Genomic DNA, 18,269 nt, shown 5'->3' with positions numbered 1-18,269 from the left:
TCAGTGCCTCAGAAGGTAGCGCCACGTCAGGCCGGGGAAGGCCAGTACGGCAAAGAATGCGGATGTAATGAACCAACCCTGCCAGCCCAGCGGCGCGACGATGCCGGACGTCGCTTGCAGCGCCGCGCAGCCGGCCACCCAGGCGAAATAGAACAGCACCAGCCCCGCCAATCGCATCCATGCAGATAAGCGAGGCGCCGCAAACGGCAGGTTGGCCATCAACACCGCTGCAATTAGCGCAAGCACTGCGGCGGAATAGGTCGTCATCACAGGCTCCCGTAAGAATGAAGGCCGGACAGGAACATGTTCACGCCGAGGAAGGCAAACAGCGTGATCACGAAGCCAGCCAGCGACCACCAGGCCAGCACGCCGCCGCGCCACTGTTTCACGAGCCGCATATGCAGYCATGCCGCGTAGTTCAGCCAGACGACCAATGCCCAGGTTTCCTTCGGGTCCCAGGACCAGTAGCCGCCCCACGCTTCGGCGGCCCACAGCGCGCCGAGAATGGTGGCGATGGTGAAGAACACGAAGCCCAATGCGATGGCGCGGTAGCTCAGTTCATCCAGCCAGGCACGCGATGGCAGGCGGCTTGCGAAGAAGGAATGTCCAGCCAGCAGCCAGGCTGCGCCCAGCATCGCCGCCAGGGAGAACGCGCCGTAGCCGATGAAGTTGGCCGGCACGTGCAATTTCATCCAGTAGGACTTCAGCGCAGGAATCAGCGGTTGCACTTCATGCACGCCCGCGTCGGCGCCGTACCAGAACAGGAAACCCACGGCAGCGCTAACCACCAGCATCACCAGCGCGCCAAGCTGGCGGCTGCCGCTCGCTTGCTCCATGTGCAGATAAAGCAAAGCAGTGAGCAGCGAGAACAGAATGAAGACTTCATACAGGTTGGACACGGGAATATGTCCAATGCCAGGTCCCATCAGATAGGACTCGTGCCAGCGCACCAGTAGCGCAGTGAAGCCCGCCGTACAGGCCATCCAGTTGACGCGGCTTGCCAGCACCAGTGCATTCTCGCCGCGGCGCAGCCAGCCAATCGCGTAGAGAGCGGTGGCGGCCAGGAAGCCTACGCCCATCCACATGATGGCTGACTGGCTGGCGAGAAAGAACTTCAGCAGGAAGCTGCTGCCGCCATGCGCGAGGTCGCCGCGATACAGGGCGATTGCGCTCAGGGCCAGCGTCCCACTGGCTCCGGCCAGCGCTTGCAATGCACGCCAGCGCAGGCCGAGCCACGCCAGCAGCACCGCGCTGGCGGGAAGAATAATCAGTTCATAAGCATCCATCAGCGGCGCGTAGCGCAGCAAGGCTACACCGACGACGGCGCACAGGGCGATCAGGAATAGCCAGTTGCCCGCCGTAGCGGGCGACGGAACGCGGTCGGCTTCGAATTCGAGGGTCAGGGTATCAGTCGGCATGGTCGACCTCCTCATGGTTGATTGCAAAGCGCGGCAAGCGCCGCTTGATGGCGCCGGAATTCGTCCGGCAGCGAAGGGGTGTCGCGGTTGCCGGCGTAGGCGGCCAGCAACCTGCCCTTGGCGCGGTCCAGCACCAGCCACAGGCGGCGCTCGCGCACGAAATACATGCAGCAGACGCCTGCTGCCAGCAAGGCCGAGCCCAGGTACACCAGCCAGGCGCCTGGCGCGTGCGTGACCTGCAGCACGGAGGCGTTGCGCAGTTCGACGTTTTCGATGGCGAAGCGCAGGGTCATGTTCTTGTCGACCGCGTCGCTGTAGCTATCCATCAGCGCGCGGACTGGCGGCGCGCCGTCCGGCAGCGTGCTTGCCAGCGAGCGTTCCACCAGCGACGCGTAGAAAGTCCCCGCCCGCAGCTGCTCAGCGGGCGGCACCGTACGCTGCACGAGTTCAGCCAAGCCGCGGTAGCCACGCTCGCCAAAGACGTCCAGCAGGACTTGCGTGGTGTGCGCCAGCTCCGCAGACAACGCCGGCGCCGCACCAGCGACGCGTGCAGACGCCAAGGCAGCTGGCATCCCTACACCGCCCATCGTCCGGCCCGTTGCGCTGCCGGCCGCCTGACTTGTCGCGCCATCCACTGCCTGGCGGGCGGCATGCCCCATCGCCCGCGGTGCTACGCTGCGGGCGACGGCGTGCGAGGATGTTGCGGCGCCGAGGGCTCTGGCGACGGACTGGCGGGCGGACGGGGCGGCCAGGGTGGCGGCGAGGTGGTCGTAGCTGGACGTGCCGCCGTCGGCGTCGACCGGCACGCGGAGGTAGTGCATTTCCGAAGCGCCGACGGACCGCATGCCGCTCACCGCATACCGTGCGCCATCGAAACGGATCGGATTGCGGTAGACCAGCCATTCGGCCGCCTGCCCATTCTTGTCGCGCAGGCGGAACGATAGCGACGGGCCGACGTCTTCGAGCGCCCTGCTCTGCCCCGCATCGCGCTTGAACACATTATTGGTGCGCCACTCCTCCAGCTCCGCCGTATATGGCTCGCCGTCCAGCAGCAGCGCCGTGCCGGCGCCAACTTTGCCATCCAGCTCGCGCACAACACCATGCTGCAAGACCTTCATGCGCACCTTGCTGCCGCCGTCCGCAAATCCGGATTGATACAGCGTCACACCGCGATACGAGAACGGATGGTTCACGCGCAGGGTGACGGGAATACGCCGCTCGCCATCCGAAATCTCAAGCTCGCTGACGAAATCGCTCGGCCGCGCGCCCGCCTGCTCGTAATGCTCGACGCGGAACTGCTTCAAGCGCACCGCGAACGGCAACTCCTGCAGCAAAAAACCATCGCCCAGCGACAACAGCGCGCTATTGCCAGTATCACCTTCAACAAGATTCATCGCACCGCGGAAGGAGCCGCCGCCAGCTGGCAGGCGGCTGCGCAAAGGCACGTCGGCGGCAGCGAGGTCGCGCCTCTCGACGGCCTTGCCACCTGCCAGCAATTGCCAGCGCAGCGCGAGATTGCCGTCTATCAGGCCGCCGACGCAGATCATCACAATAGCCGTATGCACCAGCAGATATCCCGCACGGCGCGACATGCCCGTGCTGGCCGCCAGCATCAAACTGCCGTCGGCTGACACTTGCTGGCGGAAGCGGTAGCCACTCTTGCGCAACCAGACAGCCAGACGTCCTGGTAGCGCGCACGACGCGGCGGGCAACACAGGAACCGGCAGCTCGGCACTCTGCGGCATGCGGCGCAGCGATGCCACGCTCTTATGCTCGCGGAAGGTGCGCATCTCGTGCAGCATCTGCGGCGTGTACAAAATCAGGCCGAGTGTAGTGGACGTCGCCATCACGCCCAGCAGCAGGAAAAACCACCACGCGTGATACACATCGGTCAGCCCGGACAGTATGAAAACATCCGCCCAGAACTCGCCGTACGCACTGACATACACCACAGCAGGCTGCGACTGCTCCAGCACCGAACCGACGGTGGACGCCACCGCCACCACCGTGAGAATGGCGACGGCAAATCGCATCGAGCGCAGAAGATCGAGCAGCGCTTTCATGACTGCGCCCTTCGTCCGTGCAGCAAGCTGTATATCGATGGGATCACCAGCAGTGAGAACAGCGGCGCCGACACCATGCCGCCAATCAGCGGTGCCGCGATCGGCTGCATCACGTCCGCCCCGGAAGCGTGCGAGAACATCACCGGCAGCAGGCCGCCCAGAATCACGGCCACCGTCATTGCCTTGGGACGCAAGCGCAGCAGCGCACCGCTGACGATGGCTTGCAACACATCGCCACGGCGCGCATCAGCGGGCAGAGCCGCCAGCGCCTGATCGAGATACAGCAGCATGACGATGCCGAACTCGGTCGCCACACCAGCCAGCGCGATCAGGCCAATGAAGACCGCCACGGACAGCTGATATCCCAGCAGATAAGTGCACCACAAACCGCCGACCAGAGAAAACGGCAGGCAAAGCAGCACAAGACCCAGCTTGCGCACATCGCGGAAGTGGAAGTACAACAGCGTGAGCACCAGCAGCAAAGTCAGACCGACAGCGCTCCACAGGCGCGCCTTGCCGTGTTCATACTGCAGGTACTGGCCCTGCCAGCTGATGCTGTAGCCCGGCGGCAGTTTCAGTTCGCGCTCCAGCGCGGGCTGGGCCTCCTGCAACCAGGCACCCGCATCGGCATTAGTGAGATCGATGAACACATAGCCCACCGGCCGCGCGTTCTCGCTCTTGATTTCGGTCGGACCATCGGCCACGCCAATGTGCGCGATATCGCCCAGCGTGACCATCGCCCCGGATGGGGTCTTCACGCGGATTTCACTCAAGGCCTGTGGCGAATCGCGGTCGGCGCGCGGGAAGCGCAGCGTGACGGGATAACGTTCGCGGCCATCGACAATCGTTGTCACCGCTTCGCCACCCACCGCGCTTTGGATCAGGCGGTGCACCTCCGCCATGCTCAGGCCATAGCGTGCGGCGCGGGTGCGGTCCACGTCGATGTCCACGTAACGCCCGGCACCAATGCGCTCAGCGAAAGCGGAGCGTGTACCTGGCAGCTTGCGCAGCACGCGCTCCGCTTGCAGCGAGATGCGTTCCAGTTCAGCCAGATCAGGCCCGCTCAGTTTCAGGCCAAGCGGGGTACGGATGCCAGTGGACAGCATGTCGATGCGCGTCTTGATGGGAAAGCCCCAGGAGTTGGTCAGCCCCGCGAAGCGCACGGATTCATCCAGCTTGCGGATCAGGGCTGCATTGTCTTTCTCACTGCCGGCCGGCCATTCGGACTTCGGCTTCAGCACGATGGTCGTTTCCAGCATGGACAGCGGCGCCGGGTCGGTCGCGGTTTCAGCGCGGCCTGCCTTGCCGAAGACGTGGGCCACCTCGGGCATCGATGCGATGATGCGGTCGGTGCGGCGCAGAATGTCGGCTGCTTCATCAACCGATACGCCAGGCAGCGTGGTCGGCATATACAGCAGATCGCCTTCATCCAGCGCCGGCATGAATTCGCTGCCAAGGCGCGCCAGCGGCCAGGCCAGCGACACCAGCAGCATGACGGAGGCAGCGATGACGTGCCATGGACGGCGCAGGGCCGCGTCCAGCAGCGGGCGATAAAGACGCATCAGCAGACGATTCAGCGGGTTTGCCGATTCGGGCGGAATGCGGCCACGGATCGCATAACCCATCAGCACAGGCGTCAACGTGACGGCCAGAATGGCAGCGGCGCCCATGGCGTAAGTCTTGGTGTAAGCGAGAGGCCCGAACAGGCGGGCTTCCTGTCCGGTCAAGGTGAACACAGGCAGGAAGGACAGCGTGATCACCAGCAGCGAGAAGAACAGCGCAGGGCCAACCTCGCAAGCGCTGCGGCGCACGACGTCCCAGGTTTCCGCGCCAGGCTCGCGCTCCAGGTTGCGATGCATATTCTCGATCATCACGATGGCCGCATCGACCATCGCACCGACCGCAATCGCAATGCCGCCGAGCGACATGATGTTGGCCGAGATACCTTGCAGGCGCATCACCCACAGCGCAACCAGTATGCCGATCGGCAGGGTAACGATCGCCACCAGCGAAGAACGGATATGGAACAGGAATACGCCGCAGATCAGGGCCACGGCCAACGACTCTTCCAGCAGCTTGTCTTTCAAAGTGTGGACGGCGCGCTCAATCAGGCTGGAACGATCGTAGGTAGTGACCAGTTCCACGCCGGGCGGCAAGCCCTTCTTCAGCTCTTCCAGCTTGCGCTTCACGCCGTCAATCGTGCGCAGCGCATTCTCGCCGTGGCGCATGACGATGATGCCGCCCACGGCTTCGCCTTGCCCGTCCAGTTCCGCCACGCCACGGCGCGGCTGCGGGCCTGGGCTGACGGTGGCCAGCTGGCGCAGGCGCACATCGGCGGTGACGGGAATATCGTCGAAATCGGAAGGCTTGTTCAGATAGCCGCGTGCCCGCACCAGGTATTCGGAGCGCGCCATATCGAAGGATGCGCCGCCAGCAGCGGAATTGGCGTCGCGCACAGCTTGCGCCACCTGCTCCACCGTGACGTCATGTGCGGCGAGGCGCGCGGGATCGGCTTCCACGTTGAACTGGCGCGCCTTGCCGCCCAGGCTGGCCACTTCGGCTACACCGGGAACGCTTTGCAGCTCCAGCTTGAGATAGAAGTCCTGCAGGGCGCGCAAGCGGTCCGGCGGCGTCTTGCCGCTGCGGTCCACCAGCGCGTATTGATAAACCCAGCCGACACCGGATGCGTCCGGCCCCAGTGCGGGCGTAACACCGGCCGGCAGCCGGTTTCCCAACTGAGCCAGATTTTCGAGAATGCGGGAGCGGGCCCAATAGATATCGGTGCCGTCCTGGAAGATCACGTAGACGAAGGATTCGCCGAACATCGAAAAGCCCCGCACAGCGCGCGCACCCGGAACGGACAGCAGCGACGCCGCCAGCGGATAGGTCAGCTGGTCTTCCACGATCTGCGGCGCCTGGCCGGCATATTCGGCCTTGACGATCACCTGCACGTCCGACAGGTCCGGCAGCGCATCGAGCGACAGGCGGCGCGGCGATTCCACACCCCCGATCACCAGCGCCAGGCTGAGAATCAGCACCAGCAGGCGGTTGTCGACGGACCACGTGATCAGCTTGCGTATCATGGCATGCGCTCCGCCACCAGGCGCTGCTGCATCGCCTGCAGCGCACCGGCGGAATCCAGCAGGAACTGCGCGTTCACCGCCACCTGCTGGCCGGACTTCAGGCCGGAGATAACTTCGACTTGCTCACTGTCTTCGATACCGGCGCGTACTTCGCTGCTGCGGAAATGGCCGTGCCCTTCATCGACCACCACAAAGTCGCCATGCCCGGTGCGGATCAGCGCATCGCGCGGCACGGTCAGCGCATGGCGTGCACCGGTGCGTATCGTGGCGTCGGCAAAGGAGCCGGGGCGGAAAGCCTGATTCGCATTATTCAGCGGCAGGCGCAGGCGCGCGGTGCGGCTGGACGGATCGATCTGCAGATTGTTGATATCAACCTTCAGTTGCACGCTGCGCTGGCGATCGAGGCCGGAAGTCAGCACGATAGCGTCGCCATTGCGCAGCCAGCTCACCTGATCGGGGAACAGGGTCAGCTCGACCCAGGCGCGGTTGTAGTCGGCATAAGTCAGCACAACCTGGCCGGGATTGACGTAGCTGCCGACGCGGGCGGACACGGTCTGCACGATGCCGTCCTGCGTTGCGCGGACGGGCGTGACTTCGATCACGCGACGGTCTTTTTCCAGCTTGTCCACGACTTCAGGCGGCATGTCCGCGGCAATCAGGCGGTCGCGAAGACGGAACCGTTCCTTCGCCAGACTGCCCAGCATGGCCGAGTTGGGGCCGGTGGTGGTTTCCATGCCCGAGGTTTTCACGACATCGAGCAGCGCGTCGCGCCGCTGCAGCATGTCCAGGTATTCGCGCTGGCGTTGCTGAAGTTCGGGGGAATACAGTTCGTAGAGCACCTGGCCTTTGCGCACTTGCTGGCCGGGACCCTGGATGTGGAAGGCGCGAATCCAGCCTTCCACTTTTGGATTGACGGAAACGGCGCTGCTTTCGTCCGGGGCGATGGTTGCGTAAGCCGTGATGTCTTTATGCATCGCACTCTCCGCGACAGTGGCCACGGTAACGCCCATCTGACGCTGCATGCCGGCGTCGACGTGCACGGCTGGCGTAGTGAGGGCAGCCTGCTGGGACGACGCGCTGATCTTCACCAGATCCATATGGCAGATGGGGCAGAAGCCTGGCGTCGATTGCACAACTTCAGGATGCATGGGGCAAGTGTAGCCGCTGGCGTGCATCGGCTCGGCGTTGGGCGCATCGTGCGCCTGCTGCGCCTCATGTCCGGCGTGGACGGCGTGCGGATCGTGGGCTACGGCATAAACGGTGAAGGCGTACCCTGCGCCGCCGGACAGCACGGCAGCTGCCGTCAGTCCCAGGATCAGTTTTCGTTTGGATTTCAGCATACAGGTACCTTCGAAGAATTCGGGGTGCGCACAGCAGGCGTGTTGGGCGCCTGCTGTGCGCTGGGAAAAACTAAAAACGCAATCAGCGGATCAGGATGTTGTCGCCTTTACCCATCTTCGGATCGGCGTCCTTGGTGAACTGAATGATGGCGATGGCGCCGGTCAGCGCCTGGCGCAGCGAGTGCGACACGATGGCGTTCGCACCTTCCACCGGCGAGATCAGGTCGAAAGTCGCAGCATCGCCTGGGCCCACCGTGTAGCTTTGCAGACCGGTCAACGCATTCTTCGGATTGCCGGACGGGTAGACCTTGTCCCAGATACCGGCGATGGAGTGGAACGACGAGAACTCGTTCACGCCGGCGTTCACGAAGTAGATACGTACGCGCTCGTTCGGTTTGGCCTGCAGCATGCGGGTGGCTGCCGGATCATGCACCGGGTCATACTTGAACACGCCGCCGTTGAACATCACGTTGGTCCATTTGTTGGCCATCATGTCGGCCTGGTTGTCCGGGTTCGGGTAGAGTTCGGACTGGATCAGCACATACTCGCGGTCAGCCTTCGGCATCGCGGTCTTGTCCTTCGGGTCCACAATGATGGCGCCGAACATGCCGCGTGCGATGTGCTGGATCATCGGATCAGCGCCGCAGTGGTAGAAGAACACGCCTGGATAATCGGCCTTGAAGGTGTAGCTGCCTTTCTCGCCCGGCTTCACGGCTTCGAAGTCTTTCACCACGTCGACACGGGCAGCGTGGAAGTCTACCGAGTGGGAATTCTTGCTGGATTTGTCGTTAAGCAGTGTGAATTCGACCACGTCGCCTTCTTCCACGTGCACGACGGTGCCGGGAACCTGGCCGTCATAGGTCCAGGTGCGGTACATGGTGCCCTTGTTATCGATCGGCAGATCGACTTCCTTGGCGGTGAAGGTGACTTTCACAGTCTTGGCCTGCACCGCGGCGACACTCACCAGCCCCATTGCTGCGGTCACGGCGAGCAGTGCAATTTTCTTTTTCATAGCTTTCCTCGTTGTTTGGATTTACTTGCTGGTGGTTTTGCTGACAAATCGCAGGTAAGCCACCATTTCCTGGATTTCTCCATCACTGAGAATGCCCTCCCACTTAGGCATCAGAACGGATTTGCTGAYGGCCAGGCCGCCACCCTTGATCGCTTTGAACAGGGTTTCGTCGGGCGTGTCGCCCATGGCCTTGGTGTCGGTGTGGTCGCGTGGTTTCACCGACATTTCCTTGCTGTTGATGCCATTGCCGTCGCGGTTCACACCGTGGCACTGCACGCAGTAAGTGTTGTAATTGCGGGTTGCGCTGGCATGCGGCTCTTCCGCGTGGGCGGACAAGGCGGCAAAGCCAAGCAGCAGCGGGATCGTGGCGCGGCGGATCATTTCGGTGCTCCTTTGAGGGTCGTGATGTAGCCGGTCAGCTTCTGCACGTCGGCCTCGTTCAGGCCCAGCGTCGGCATCCACACGTGCGGATCGAACTTTTGCGGGTCGCGGATGTAGGCCGCCACGTAGTCCGGCTGGAGGCGATCGCCGCCCGTGTACAGCTCAGGACCGGACTGGCCACCGCTGCCCGGCTTGGCCGCGTGGCACGAGGTGCAGCCGCGCAGCTTGGAGAACAGCATGGAAGCCATGGAACTCGGAGGCTCGTTCTTGTAGCTGCCCTTCTCCACCAGACCCGGCACCTTCATGGCCATCAGCGCATCGGCCGCCTGCTCCGCCTGATCTTTCGGCAACTTGGGATGCGGCTGCAGCTGCGAGGCATCCGGCTGGTCCGCAGCCTTGTCTGCCGCAGCCTTCACCACCTTGGAATACAGCACACCGGCGGGACGAATCGCCACAGGGTTCTGCAGCCAGCTCACCAGCCAGTCGCGGTTGAATTTATCGCCGGCATAGTGCAGGTCCGGCCCCTTGCGCTGCCAGATGTGATCCAGCGTGGCCTTGTCCGGCTTGGCGACGGCGTGGCAGCTGATGCACTGCTGCTTGATCAGCTCATCGCCGGGTGCCGCTGCGGCCAGGCGCCAGGCGGCCATGGCGACCGCCAGCACGGTCATGTGCAAACGTTTCATGTGCGCTCCTTACTGGACCAGCTGGCCCTTCATCGAATCGTTGGTATAGATGCCCGGGCCTTTTTTCAGCGATTCCTCGTAGTAGAAGTTCGGCTCGTACTTCTTGCCCTTCCAGGAGTAGAACGGGTCGTCATGCTTGATCTCGTTGTACTCAACCACCGTCATCACGCCGCCCATCGGACGGTCGCCGTTCATGGTGTGGCTGTCCACGTGGTCGTGAATCATCCAGCGGCCAGGATTGTCGGCAGTGAAGATCACGTCGTAGCGTTCGCCCGGATTGACGGCGATGGTGTCGGCCTTGTACGGCGCAGGCAGCGGGAAGCCGTCCTTGAATGCCACGGTCATCACATGGCCGTGGAGGTGGATGCTGTGGGTCGTGTCGCCCGCACCGATCAGGCGCATGCGCACCACGTCGCCCTTGTTCACGCGGATAGGCTGGGTATCCGGGAAGGACTTGCCGTTGATGGTGAAGTAGTCGAAGGTATCGCCAGGCACGCCGCCGAAGCCAGGCTTGTTGGCCCACTTCGAATCCCAGTCGGACAGCATCAGGATCAGCTCTTTGGTGACCGTTTTCTCAAGCGCGGTAGGCTTCTTCGGCTTGACGATGAAGGGACCCCACATGCCGCGCAGGACCACGTGCTCGTTCACGTTCACATGGCAGTGGTACCACATCGTGCCCGAAGGCTCCGCGGTAAATTTGTAGTCGAAGCTTTCGCCCGGCTTGATGCCTTCCTGCGTGACATCAGGCACGCCGTCCATTTTCCACGTGCCCTTCTGCAGCATGCCGTGCCAGTGAATCGTGTGCGGCAGCGCAGTCATATTGTTGACGTGGACGTTGATCTCGTCGCCTTCGTCCACATAGAACAGTGGACCCGGCACCTGGCCGGCGAAAGCGAAAGTATGGAACTGCTGCTTTTCCACCAGCGTGATCTTCGTGTCTTCGATATTCATTTCAAATTTGCGCACGGCGGCAAGCGATTCGCTTTCGTACGCGACGCAGGCAAGCAGCAGGCCAAACAGCGCCAGCACGCGTCCTGTATCCCATTTCAGGAGCCTCTTCATCGATCCAACCCTTTCCCGTTTAAACATGCATTTTGTTTGCATGTTTGTGATCAAAAAATTTGCTGGCGATACCTCCAGTTGCCAACAAACATGCACATTGTATGCATCTTTATGCTGTGCCGCAAGATTGCCGGATTTTTTCTAGGGTCATTGGCGGCTCACAGATCGAAGCGCAGTTCGGCAAACCAGCTGCGCTGCGGATAGGGATGGAAATTCCAGTATTTGTAATTGTTGGCGTTGTCGATGCCGCCGGCAACGCTCCACTGGCGATCGATCTGGTAACGCACGCGCAGGTCGGTCGTGAAGTATTTGCTGGCGCCCTGGTAGGCAAAGCCGTTCGGGTCGGAGTTGTCCAGCGTGGAGAACTGCTTGCCGCTGTAGCGTGCGGCGGCAGTCACACTGAGCTTGTCGGTCGCGCGGTACGTGGCCACGGTGCTGGCACGCCACTCCGGAATGCGCGGCTGCCATTTGCCTACACTGGCCGGGAACTTATCGTTGCGGGTGATCTTCGAATCGGTCCAGGTCGCGCTGGCGGCGAGGTCGAGGCCTTGCGCGAACACGTCCTCGCCGCTCCATGCCGCTTCAACGCCGTGCGTGCGGATGCGGTCGACGTTTTGCACATTGGTGATATTGGGCGTGACCAGCACATTGGTCTGCGAGTACAACGCGTCCCTGGTTCGTTCGAAGAAAGCAGTCAGGCGCAATGACGAAGCGCCGGACAGACGCTCAGCGGTCAGCTCGGAGGTCCAGGATTTTTCGGGGCGCAGCTTAGGATCGTTGTTAATCAGGGTGCCGGAGCCGTTAATGCCGCCCTGATACAGCTCGGACACTGTCGGCATGCGCACCGCACGGCCAGTGGAGGCTTTCAGTGTCCAGTCGTCGTTCGCCTGGAAGGCCAGTGCCGCTTTCGGCGAGGCGTACGTCTCGCTGCGTTCGCCTTGCTGCACTGTGGTGGTGGCGTTTGAGGTAGCGCCGTCGTGTGCGCGCCAGTGCTCGATGCGTGCGCCAAGCACGGTCTTCCAGCGCGGCGCGAATTTCCAGGTGTCCTGCGCATACAGGCTGGTGATATCGGTACGGCCCGCAAAGGCCTGATTGCGCGCACCCGGTGCACCGTCGATCCAATTGTCGGTGGCGCGCTCGATGCTGGCGAGTTTGTAGGCTTCGCGCTGCAGGCCGAAGTCCATGATGTGCGCGCCTTGTGCGCCTTCCGGACGCCACGTGCCTTTCAGTGCCAACGTGTTCCAGCCGGTGCCGCTCTGGTCGACAATACGCCCCGCCCCACCGGCCGCAGCCCCCGGCTGCGCCACGGTTGGTGCACGCAGCAGGTCGCGGTCATAGTCATACATGCTGGCAGCTACTTCCCAGTCGAACACGCCTTTGGTATGGCTCTTGATGGAGAGGCCGTGCATGAAGTGCTGCAGCGATTCGTTCGATGCATTGAAGTCGGACGCCGTCAGCGTGTAGCCACGGCCACCGATGGAGATCGGCCCGCTGTACACCGGCTTGCCCTGCGCGTCATCCAGAAAACTGTCCGGACGGCCTTGCGAATCGTTCTTCCACCAGCCCAGCGTGTAGCTCGCGCGCACGGACGGAGTGATGTCGTACGCCAGCTTGAGTTTGCCCTGGTTCTGTACCGTGTCGTACTGTGTGGCCGTGCCGAGAATCAGCCAGTCGCGATTGCTGCGGTCCTGGCCCGCTATGGCGCCGGTGACCGCCACTGCGCCTTTCGCTGGCGTGGCCGCGGCGGAAAGCAGGCGCGTGGCAAACGTCAGCGGCTGGCCATCGCTGTCGGTGCGATTCAGGCTGAGAAACCAGGAAAGATTGCCGACACGGTCGCCCAGCGAGAAGCCAGCCTGCTTTGCGTGGAATGTGGAATTCGTGTTGTACAGCTCGAAGGGCTGATGCACATAGGCGACGCGGGCGTGCGCCTCCAGCTGCCTGGGCATGCGCGTGACGTAGTCCACCACGGCGCCAACAGAGTTGCCGCCATAGGCCGCAGAGAACGGGCCATACAGCACATCGACGCGTTCGATTTCTTCCGGCGCCACCATGCCCCAGCGCGGTGCGAAGGTGGCGCCGTTGCCCAGATAGTTCGAGAGCAGGATACCGTCCGCATACACGGCGGAACGCGCGCTATTGCCCGTGCCGGAAGCGCGCGTGGACAGCACGGCGTGGTTGTAGTCGCCGATATAGCGCTTTCGTACCAGCAGGCTTGGCATGTATTTCAGTGCGTCTTCGGCATCGGTGGCGTTGACGGTGCGCTCCAGTTGCTCGCGCGTGATGCCTTCAATGGTGGTGGGAATTTGCGTCGGCAACGAAGTCGGATTAACGCCGGTGATCGTGACGGTGCCAAGAATCTTCAGCGGCGCTCCGGATGTGCCCTCGCCTTCGTCGGCGCGGACGTTATGGGTGAACGCAGCCAGCAGCGCGGCGGCGAGCGGAATGAGACGGAATTGCATGGTGCTTCCTTTCGATTTATTTGGACGTGCGGAGGCCTTGCGGCCGCGCAGGGATCAATGCGCGTGCAATGCGGAGGTGTGCTGGTGGTGGAAGATCAGTTGGCCGGTGGTGCGCGCGGTTGCGCAGCGAGCCATACGAAGATTGAGGCCGGCACGAGACGCAGCAGTGGCAGCGTACTGGCCGGCGGGACTTCCGGCGCAGGCAGGGCGGCCGGCAGCGTTGGCAGGTACGGCAGGTCGGCTTGCAGGACGCAGTAGCCGCAATGATGCGTCAGCGGGTGGGCGGCCCTGGCGGGCGCATGGCCCGGCGCGGCCGTATCAGCGTCAGCGACAGCATGGCAATCCGGCAGCGGCACGCGCGCGTCCAGCAGCTGCGACACGGTCGGCGCGAGCGCAGCCATCAGCACCGCCAGCAAGGCGATGTAAATGATGCGTGCGATTTGTCGTCTGCTGAACGTCATTGCCAGATGGTGGGATATCAATAACATACATTATATATGCATGTTTATACGTGCACCAGAAATGGCCTATCCCTTGTGTGGTCTTAACGCTGCACGTGCAGCTTGATGACGCGGCGTGCGGGGCCGCCTTCGACTGGCTTTTCTTCGGCCGGCGCGTCCCCGCAACTGCCGCAGCTGCCGCAACCATCGCCGCAGCTGGATTCAGTCTTGAACAGTTTCGCCAGTTTGTCCTGGTTGAAGCCACGCTTGGTCAGCACGAAGACAATCTGGCGGCGCCAGGCAGCAGGCAGGTATTTGGTGCAGAAGTGCAGCAGGGCTGCTGCGACGATCAGGCCAACGATGATCTGCTGCCACATGATCAGGCTCCCAGCGCCAGCGCGACGCGGTAAGTGATGAAGGACGCGGTGTAGGCCAGCGCGAACATATAACCCGCCATCAGCAATGGATAGCGCAGGCTGTTGGTTTCGCGGCGCACCACGGACAGCGTGGACATGCACTGCGGCGCAAACACATACCAAGCCATCAGCGACAGCGCGGTCGCCATCGGCCAGCTCTGTGCGATCACCGGCGTCAGCGAAGTCGCCAGCTCGTCGCCGGTCTGGGACAGTGCGTACACCGTGCCCAGTGCACCCACAGCTACTTCACGCGCGGCCAGGCCCGGCACCAGCGCAATGCAGATCTGCCAGGTGAAGCCGATCGGTGCGAAGATATATTCCAGGCCACGGCCAAGGATGCCCGCGAAGCTGTACCAGATCGGCGGATGGGTCGCACCTTCCGGTGCGCCGGGGAAGCTGCTCAATGCCCACAGCAGCACCATCAGGGTGAGAATAATGGTGCCAACGCGGGTCATGAAGATCTTGCCGCGCTCCCACAGGCCGATCGCGAGGTTGTTCAGGTGCGGCCAGTGGTAGGCCGGCAGTTCCAGCATCAGCGGCTGGTTGCGCTTGGCGCCCATGGTGCGCTTCATGAAGTAGGCCACCGCCATGGCCGACAGAATGCCCGCGAAGTACAGCACAAACAGCACCAGGCCTTGCAGGCTCATGGCGCCCCACACTTCACGCTCAGGAATGAAGGCGGCGATGATCAGCGAGTACACCGGCAGACGCGCCGAGCAGGTCATCAGCGGCGCAATCATGATGGTCACCAGGCGGTCGCGCGGATTCTGAATGGTACGCGCAGCCATGATGCCCGGAATGGCGCAGGCGAAGGAGGACAACAGCGGAATGAAGGCGCGGCCCGACAAGCCCACACCGCCCATCAGACGGTCCAGCAGGAAGGCGGCACGCGGCAGATAGCCGCAATCCTCCAGCGCCAAAATGAAGAAGAACAGGATCAGGATCTGCGGCAGGAACACCAGCACGCTGCCGACGCCGCCGAGAATACCGTCCACCAGCAGGCTGCGCAGCGCACCATCTGCCATATGGGCTTTCACCACGCCGCCCAGCATGTCGATACCGGCCAGAATCCAGTCCTTCGGAATTTCAGCCCAGGTGAACACGGCCTGGAACACCAGGAACATCAGCACGGCCAGAATCACCGGTCCCACCAGAGGATGCAGGACGATATGGTCGATCTTTTCGGTCAGATTGCCACGGTCTTCGCCATAACTGGCGGCCACGGACAGGATACGGCGCACTTCGCGCTGCGTCTCTTCCACGCTCACTGTATCAATGGCGGACAATGCATTCGGCTTGGACTCATACAACGGCCACATCGCATCCAGCGATTGCAGCAGCGCTTTTTCGCCGCCGCTTTGCACGGCCACGGTTTCCACGACGGGAATTCCCAGCTCCTGCGACAGGCGTGCCGTATCGATCACGATGCCGCGCTTCTTCGCCACGTCCACCATGTTCAGGCAGACCAGCATCGGCAGGCCGAGACGTTTGATTTCCAGCACCAGGCGCAGGTTCAGGCGCAGATTGGTGGCGTCGACCACGCTGACCACCAGATCCGGCGAACGCTCGCCTTCACGCAGGCCGGCCACCACGTCGCGCGTGATTTCTTCGTCGGGGGTGTGGGCCGACAGGCTGTAGGCGCCCGGCAGGTCCAGCACGCGGAAGGAACGGCCTTCGGGCGAGGTGAAATGGCCTTCCTTGCGCTCGATGGTCACGCCGGCGTAGTTCGCCACTTTCTGGCGCGCGCCGGTCAGGCGGTTGAACAGCGCAGTCTTGCCGCAATTGGGATTACCCAGTAAGGCGATGATGGGCTGCTGCGCAACGCGTTGCGCTGTGGATTCTGCTGCACCCATTATTTATTCCGGTTGTACTGCAATCAGCGCGGCTTCAAAGCGGCGCAGTGCGAAAGTCGAATTGCCCACTTTGATGGCCAGCGGTTCGCCGCCCGGCAGGCCACGCTTCAGCATGCGGATGCGCTCACCGGGCACGAAGCCCAGTTCCATCAGGCGGCGCGCCAGGTCGGCGCCCTCTTCGGTATCGTGAGGGTTCGCCGGAGCGATATTGACCACCGTGCCGCTTTTCCCCACCGCCAGGGTGTCCAGATTGATCAAAGAAGGAGCGAGAGTCATGGCGCGGTTCCGGTGTGTCTAGTGGGAAAGCTCATTATAAGGGCAAATGCGAATCGTTTGTATTTGCGCTTGCATTGTACGCCTGATCGGGTACAATGGGAACCGGAATGATAATGATTCTCATTAAGAGAAGCTTAATAATGACATTAATGCCATTGGCAAAGTCTATTAAGTAAAGTCTATTAGCCAGAAGGTAATTCGATGATCGTTTGTGTCTGCAACAACATCTCTGATCGTGAAATCCGTCAAGCCGTAGATCTGGGCATCACTACTATTGAAGGCCTGCGTGAAGCACTGGGCGTCGCAACCAATTGCGGCGAGTGCCTCGGCTATGCAATGGAAGTGCTGGATCAACATCTGGGCGCAACGATGCAGGAAACCGTTCTAAAGCGCCCTTCGCTAGTCGAATAAGGAGCGCTATGTCGTCGATGACTTTCCCCGCCTACTCTTACGAAGGCGGCAAATCCAGCGGCAAGCTGGGCAAAGTGGCAGTCATTATCGCGCTCCATGCCGGTTTGTTCTTCCTGATGAAGAATGGCATGCTCCACCGCGTTGTGGAGCGTCTGCCGGAAGTCGTCAACGTTACCTTCGTCGCACCGCCTCCCGCGCCACCCGCTCCGCCGAAAACGGTGCAGATCGCGCCCAAAGCGCCTGCCCTCGTCGCCCCGCAGCTTCCCATGCTGCCGGTCGTCATTGAAAACACCATCACCCTGCCACCGCCGGCGCCGCGTGCCGCCGAGCCTTCACCTGCGCCCGTCGTGGCTGCGCAGGCACCGGCAGCGCCAGCTACCCCGGCGCCTACGCAGCCTTCCGGCCCGCGCGTGGTTTCCGGCGTGGAGTATGTTCGCGCGCCGCAGCCGGTCTACCCCTCCCTCTCGCGCCGCATGGGCGAACAGGGCGTGGTCACGCTGCGCGTCCTGGTGAATGAACAGGGCCGCGCCGAACAGGCCAATGTGCAGCAGTCGTCCGGCTTCTCGAGCCTGGACGAAGCAGGACGCCTGGCGGCCATGCGCGCACTGTTCAAGCCTTATCTCGAAGACGGCAAGGCGATCCCGGTCTACGTGATCGTGCCGATCAATTTCCGGATGTCGTAATCAAGTCTCTGCCCACAGGCGGAGCAGGTTGTGATAGTGCCCGGCCAGGCCCACGGTGGCTTCGCTGTCGCCATGCTGCGCGCGCAGCTTCTGAATATTCTGATCCAGATCGAACAGCATATTGCGCTGCCAGTCATCGCGCACCATGCTCTGCGTCCACAGGAATGAGGCCACACGTTCGCCAGCAGTGACGGGGTTCACGCGGTGCACGCTGCTGGATGGGTAGATGATGGCGTCGCCTGCCGGCAGCTTGACTTCGTGGGCGCCGTAAGCGTCCATCACGGTCAGTTCGCCGCCTTCATATTCATCGGGATCGCTGAGGAAAACGGTGGTGGAGATGTCCGCACGGATGGTCTGTTTGGTGACCGGATTGATGCGGATGGAGCCGTCGATATGCAGGCCGTAAGTCTCGCCGCCTGCATAGCTGTTGAAGTAAGGCGGCAGCACGCGCAGAGGCAGCGCTGCCGAATAAAACAGTGGATTGGCCACCAGGGCCTTGGTGATGATATCCCCGAGCTCCAGCGCCAGCGGGCTGGCCTCAGCCAACTGGCGGTTGCGCTTGACCTGCGCTCCCTGGCTGCCAACGCTGGCACGGCCATCGATCCATTCGGCGGCCGCCAGGCGCTGGCGGAACTGTTTCACTTGTTCCGGCGTCAGCACGCCGGGGATATGCAGCATCATGATCGTTC

General features: G+C 62.4%; 17 protein-coding genes. 2 read left to right on the top strand and 15 right to left on the bottom strand.

All coding sequences use genetic code 11. From position 1 onward, the window contains the following. From AB4Z19_RS11785 to AB4Z19_RS11720, 14 genes are all read right to left on the bottom strand, one after another. Complete coding sequence (locus AB4Z19_RS11785; RefSeq protein ID WP_442022811.1) at positions 1–267, bottom strand: DUF2818 family protein; 267 nt, start codon at positions 265–267, stop codon at positions 1–3. After that, positions 267–1,418 carry a c-type cytochrome biogenesis protein CcsB gene (gene ccsB / locus AB4Z19_RS11780; protein ID WP_442035313.1) on the bottom strand — a complete coding sequence of 384 codons (1,152 nt, stop codon included), beginning with the start codon at positions 1,416–1,418 and terminating at the stop codon, positions 267–269. Before ccsB ends, AB4Z19_RS11785 begins: the two co-directional genes overlap by 1 nt. Positions 1,419–1,429: 11 nt before the next feature. Then, the gene (locus AB4Z19_RS11775) at positions 1,430–3,481 is read right to left on the bottom strand and encodes a cytochrome c biogenesis protein ResB (protein ID WP_442022813.1); all 2,052 of its coding nucleotides are present in this window, start codon (positions 3,479–3,481) and stop codon (positions 1,430–1,432) included. Next, the gene (locus tag AB4Z19_RS11770; protein ID WP_442035312.1) at positions 3,478–6,564 is read right to left on the bottom strand and encodes an efflux RND transporter permease subunit; all 3,087 of its coding nucleotides are present in this window, start codon (positions 6,562–6,564) and stop codon (positions 3,478–3,480) included. Before AB4Z19_RS11770 ends, AB4Z19_RS11775 begins: the two co-directional genes overlap by 4 nt. After that, on the bottom strand, positions 6,561–7,904 hold the full coding sequence (locus AB4Z19_RS11765; protein ID WP_442035311.1) for an efflux RND transporter periplasmic adaptor subunit: 1,344 nt from the start codon (positions 7,902–7,904) through the stop codon (positions 6,561–6,563). The genes AB4Z19_RS11770 and AB4Z19_RS11765 overlap by 4 nt, the downstream gene beginning before the upstream one ends. An 82-nt stretch (positions 7,905–7,986) precedes the next feature. Then, entirely contained in the window at positions 7,987–8,916 is a 930-nt protein-coding gene (locus AB4Z19_RS11760; RefSeq protein WP_442022816.1) for a multicopper oxidase domain-containing protein, read from the bottom strand. 21 nt (positions 8,917–8,937) lie between these two features. Continuing rightward, a complete protein-coding gene (locus AB4Z19_RS11755; protein ID WP_442035310.1) occupies positions 8,938–9,297 on the bottom strand; it encodes a c-type cytochrome in 360 nt (119 codons plus the stop codon). Further along, a complete protein-coding gene (locus AB4Z19_RS11750) occupies positions 9,294–9,980 on the bottom strand; it encodes a c-type cytochrome (RefSeq protein WP_442035309.1) in 687 nt (228 codons plus the stop codon). The genes AB4Z19_RS11755 and AB4Z19_RS11750 overlap by 4 nt, the downstream gene beginning before the upstream one ends. 9 nt (positions 9,981–9,989) lie before the next feature. Continuing rightward, the gene (locus AB4Z19_RS11745; RefSeq protein WP_442026234.1) at positions 9,990–11,042 is read right to left on the bottom strand and encodes a multicopper oxidase domain-containing protein; all 1,053 of its coding nucleotides are present in this window, start codon (positions 11,040–11,042) and stop codon (positions 9,990–9,992) included. A 158-nt stretch (positions 11,043–11,200) separates the two neighbouring features. Then, on the bottom strand, positions 11,201–13,501 hold the full coding sequence (locus tag AB4Z19_RS11740) for a TonB-dependent receptor (protein WP_442035308.1): 2,301 nt from the start codon (positions 13,499–13,501) through the stop codon (positions 11,201–11,203). A 95-nt stretch (positions 13,502–13,596) separates the two neighbouring features. After that, the gene (locus tag AB4Z19_RS11735) at positions 13,597–13,962 is read right to left on the bottom strand and encodes a DUF2946 family protein (RefSeq protein WP_442026236.1); all 366 of its coding nucleotides are present in this window, start codon (positions 13,960–13,962) and stop codon (positions 13,597–13,599) included. Between the two features lie 83 nt (positions 13,963–14,045). Further along, positions 14,046–14,318, bottom strand: coding sequence for a DUF6587 family protein (locus AB4Z19_RS11730; protein WP_442026237.1), 273 nt, complete (start codon positions 14,316–14,318; stop codon positions 14,046–14,048). A 2-nt stretch (positions 14,319–14,320) separates the two neighbouring features. Then, positions 14,321–16,210 carry a ferrous iron transporter B gene (feoB, locus tag AB4Z19_RS11725; RefSeq protein ID WP_442035307.1) on the bottom strand — a complete coding sequence of 630 codons (1,890 nt, stop codon included), beginning with the start codon at positions 16,208–16,210 and terminating at the stop codon, positions 14,321–14,323. 3 nt (positions 16,211–16,213) lie between these two features. Continuing rightward, positions 16,214–16,486, bottom strand: a complete 273-nt coding sequence (locus AB4Z19_RS11720) for a FeoA family protein (RefSeq protein WP_442026239.1) — start codon at positions 16,484–16,486, stop codon at positions 16,214–16,216. Positions 16,487–16,687: 201 nt separating this feature from the next. On the opposite strand from AB4Z19_RS11720, the gene AB4Z19_RS11715 reads away from it, so the two are divergent. Both AB4Z19_RS11715 and AB4Z19_RS11710 read left to right on the top strand, forming a co-directional pair. After that, entirely contained in the window at positions 16,688–16,897 is a 210-nt protein-coding gene (locus tag AB4Z19_RS11715; protein ID WP_442026240.1) for a (2Fe-2S)-binding protein, read from the top strand. Between the two features lie 8 nt (positions 16,898–16,905). Next, positions 16,906–17,580: an energy transducer TonB gene (locus AB4Z19_RS11710; RefSeq protein WP_442035306.1), complete on the top strand. Its 675-nt coding sequence runs from the start codon at positions 16,906–16,908 to the stop codon at positions 17,578–17,580. Here the strand turns inward: AB4Z19_RS11710 and AB4Z19_RS11705 are convergent, their stop codons facing one another. Further along, a complete protein-coding gene (locus tag AB4Z19_RS11705; RefSeq protein WP_442035305.1) occupies positions 17,581–18,261 on the bottom strand; it encodes a Fe2+-dependent dioxygenase in 681 nt (226 codons plus the stop codon). It abuts the gene before it with no gap. Positions 18,262–18,269: the final 8 nt, after the last annotated feature.

This window comes from Pseudoduganella sp. RAF19, from assembly GCF_052114165.1.
Taxonomy (GTDB): Bacteria; Pseudomonadota; Gammaproteobacteria; order Burkholderiales; family Burkholderiaceae_D; genus Rugamonas.
This window is presented reverse-complemented; position numbering and strand designations above follow the sequence as displayed.

Coding starts and splice junctions, on each gene's coding strand:
- AB4Z19_RS11735 (WP_442026236.1), bottom strand. CDS start 13,962: ATGACGTTCAGCAGACGACAAATCGCACGCATCATTTACATCGCCTTG.
- AB4Z19_RS11770 (WP_442035312.1), bottom strand. CDS start 6,564: ATGATACGCAAGCTGATCACGTGGTCCGTCGACAACCGCCTGCTGGTG.
- AB4Z19_RS11705 (WP_442035305.1), bottom strand. CDS start 18,261: ATGATGCTGCATATCCCCGGCGTGCTGACGCCGGAACAAGTGAAACAG.
- AB4Z19_RS11760 (WP_442022816.1), bottom strand. CDS start 8,916: ATGAAAAAGAAAATTGCACTGCTCGCCGTGACCGCAGCAATGGGGCTG.
- AB4Z19_RS11710 (WP_442035306.1), top strand. CDS start 16,906: ATGTCGTCGATGACTTTCCCCGCCTACTCTTACGAAGGCGGCAAATCC.
- AB4Z19_RS11730 (WP_442026237.1), bottom strand. CDS start 14,318: ATGTGGCAGCAGATCATCGTTGGCCTGATCGTCGCAGCAGCCCTGCTG.
- AB4Z19_RS11750 (WP_442035309.1), bottom strand. CDS start 9,980: ATGAAACGTTTGCACATGACCGTGCTGGCGGTCGCCATGGCCGCCTGG.
- AB4Z19_RS11775 (WP_442022813.1), bottom strand. CDS start 3,481: ATGAAAGCGCTGCTCGATCTTCTGCGCTCGATGCGATTTGCCGTCGCC.
- AB4Z19_RS11785 (WP_442022811.1), bottom strand. CDS start 267: ATGACGACCTATTCCGCCGCAGTGCTTGCGCTAATTGCAGCGGTGTTG.
- AB4Z19_RS11765 (WP_442035311.1), bottom strand. CDS start 7,904: ATGCTGAAATCCAAACGAAAACTGATCCTGGGACTGACGGCAGCTGCC.
- AB4Z19_RS11720 (WP_442026239.1), bottom strand. CDS start 16,486: ATGACTCTCGCTCCTTCTTTGATCAATCTGGACACCCTGGCGGTGGGG.
- AB4Z19_RS11740 (WP_442035308.1), bottom strand. CDS start 13,501: ATGCAATTCCGTCTCATTCCGCTCGCCGCCGCGCTGCTGGCTGCGTTC.
- feoB (WP_442035307.1), bottom strand. CDS start 16,210: ATGGGTGCAGCAGAATCCACAGCGCAACGCGTTGCGCAGCAGCCCATC.
- AB4Z19_RS11745 (WP_442026234.1), bottom strand. CDS start 11,042: ATGAAGAGGCTCCTGAAATGGGATACAGGACGCGTGCTGGCGCTGTTT.
- AB4Z19_RS11715 (WP_442026240.1), top strand. CDS start 16,688: ATGATCGTTTGTGTCTGCAACAACATCTCTGATCGTGAAATCCGTCAA.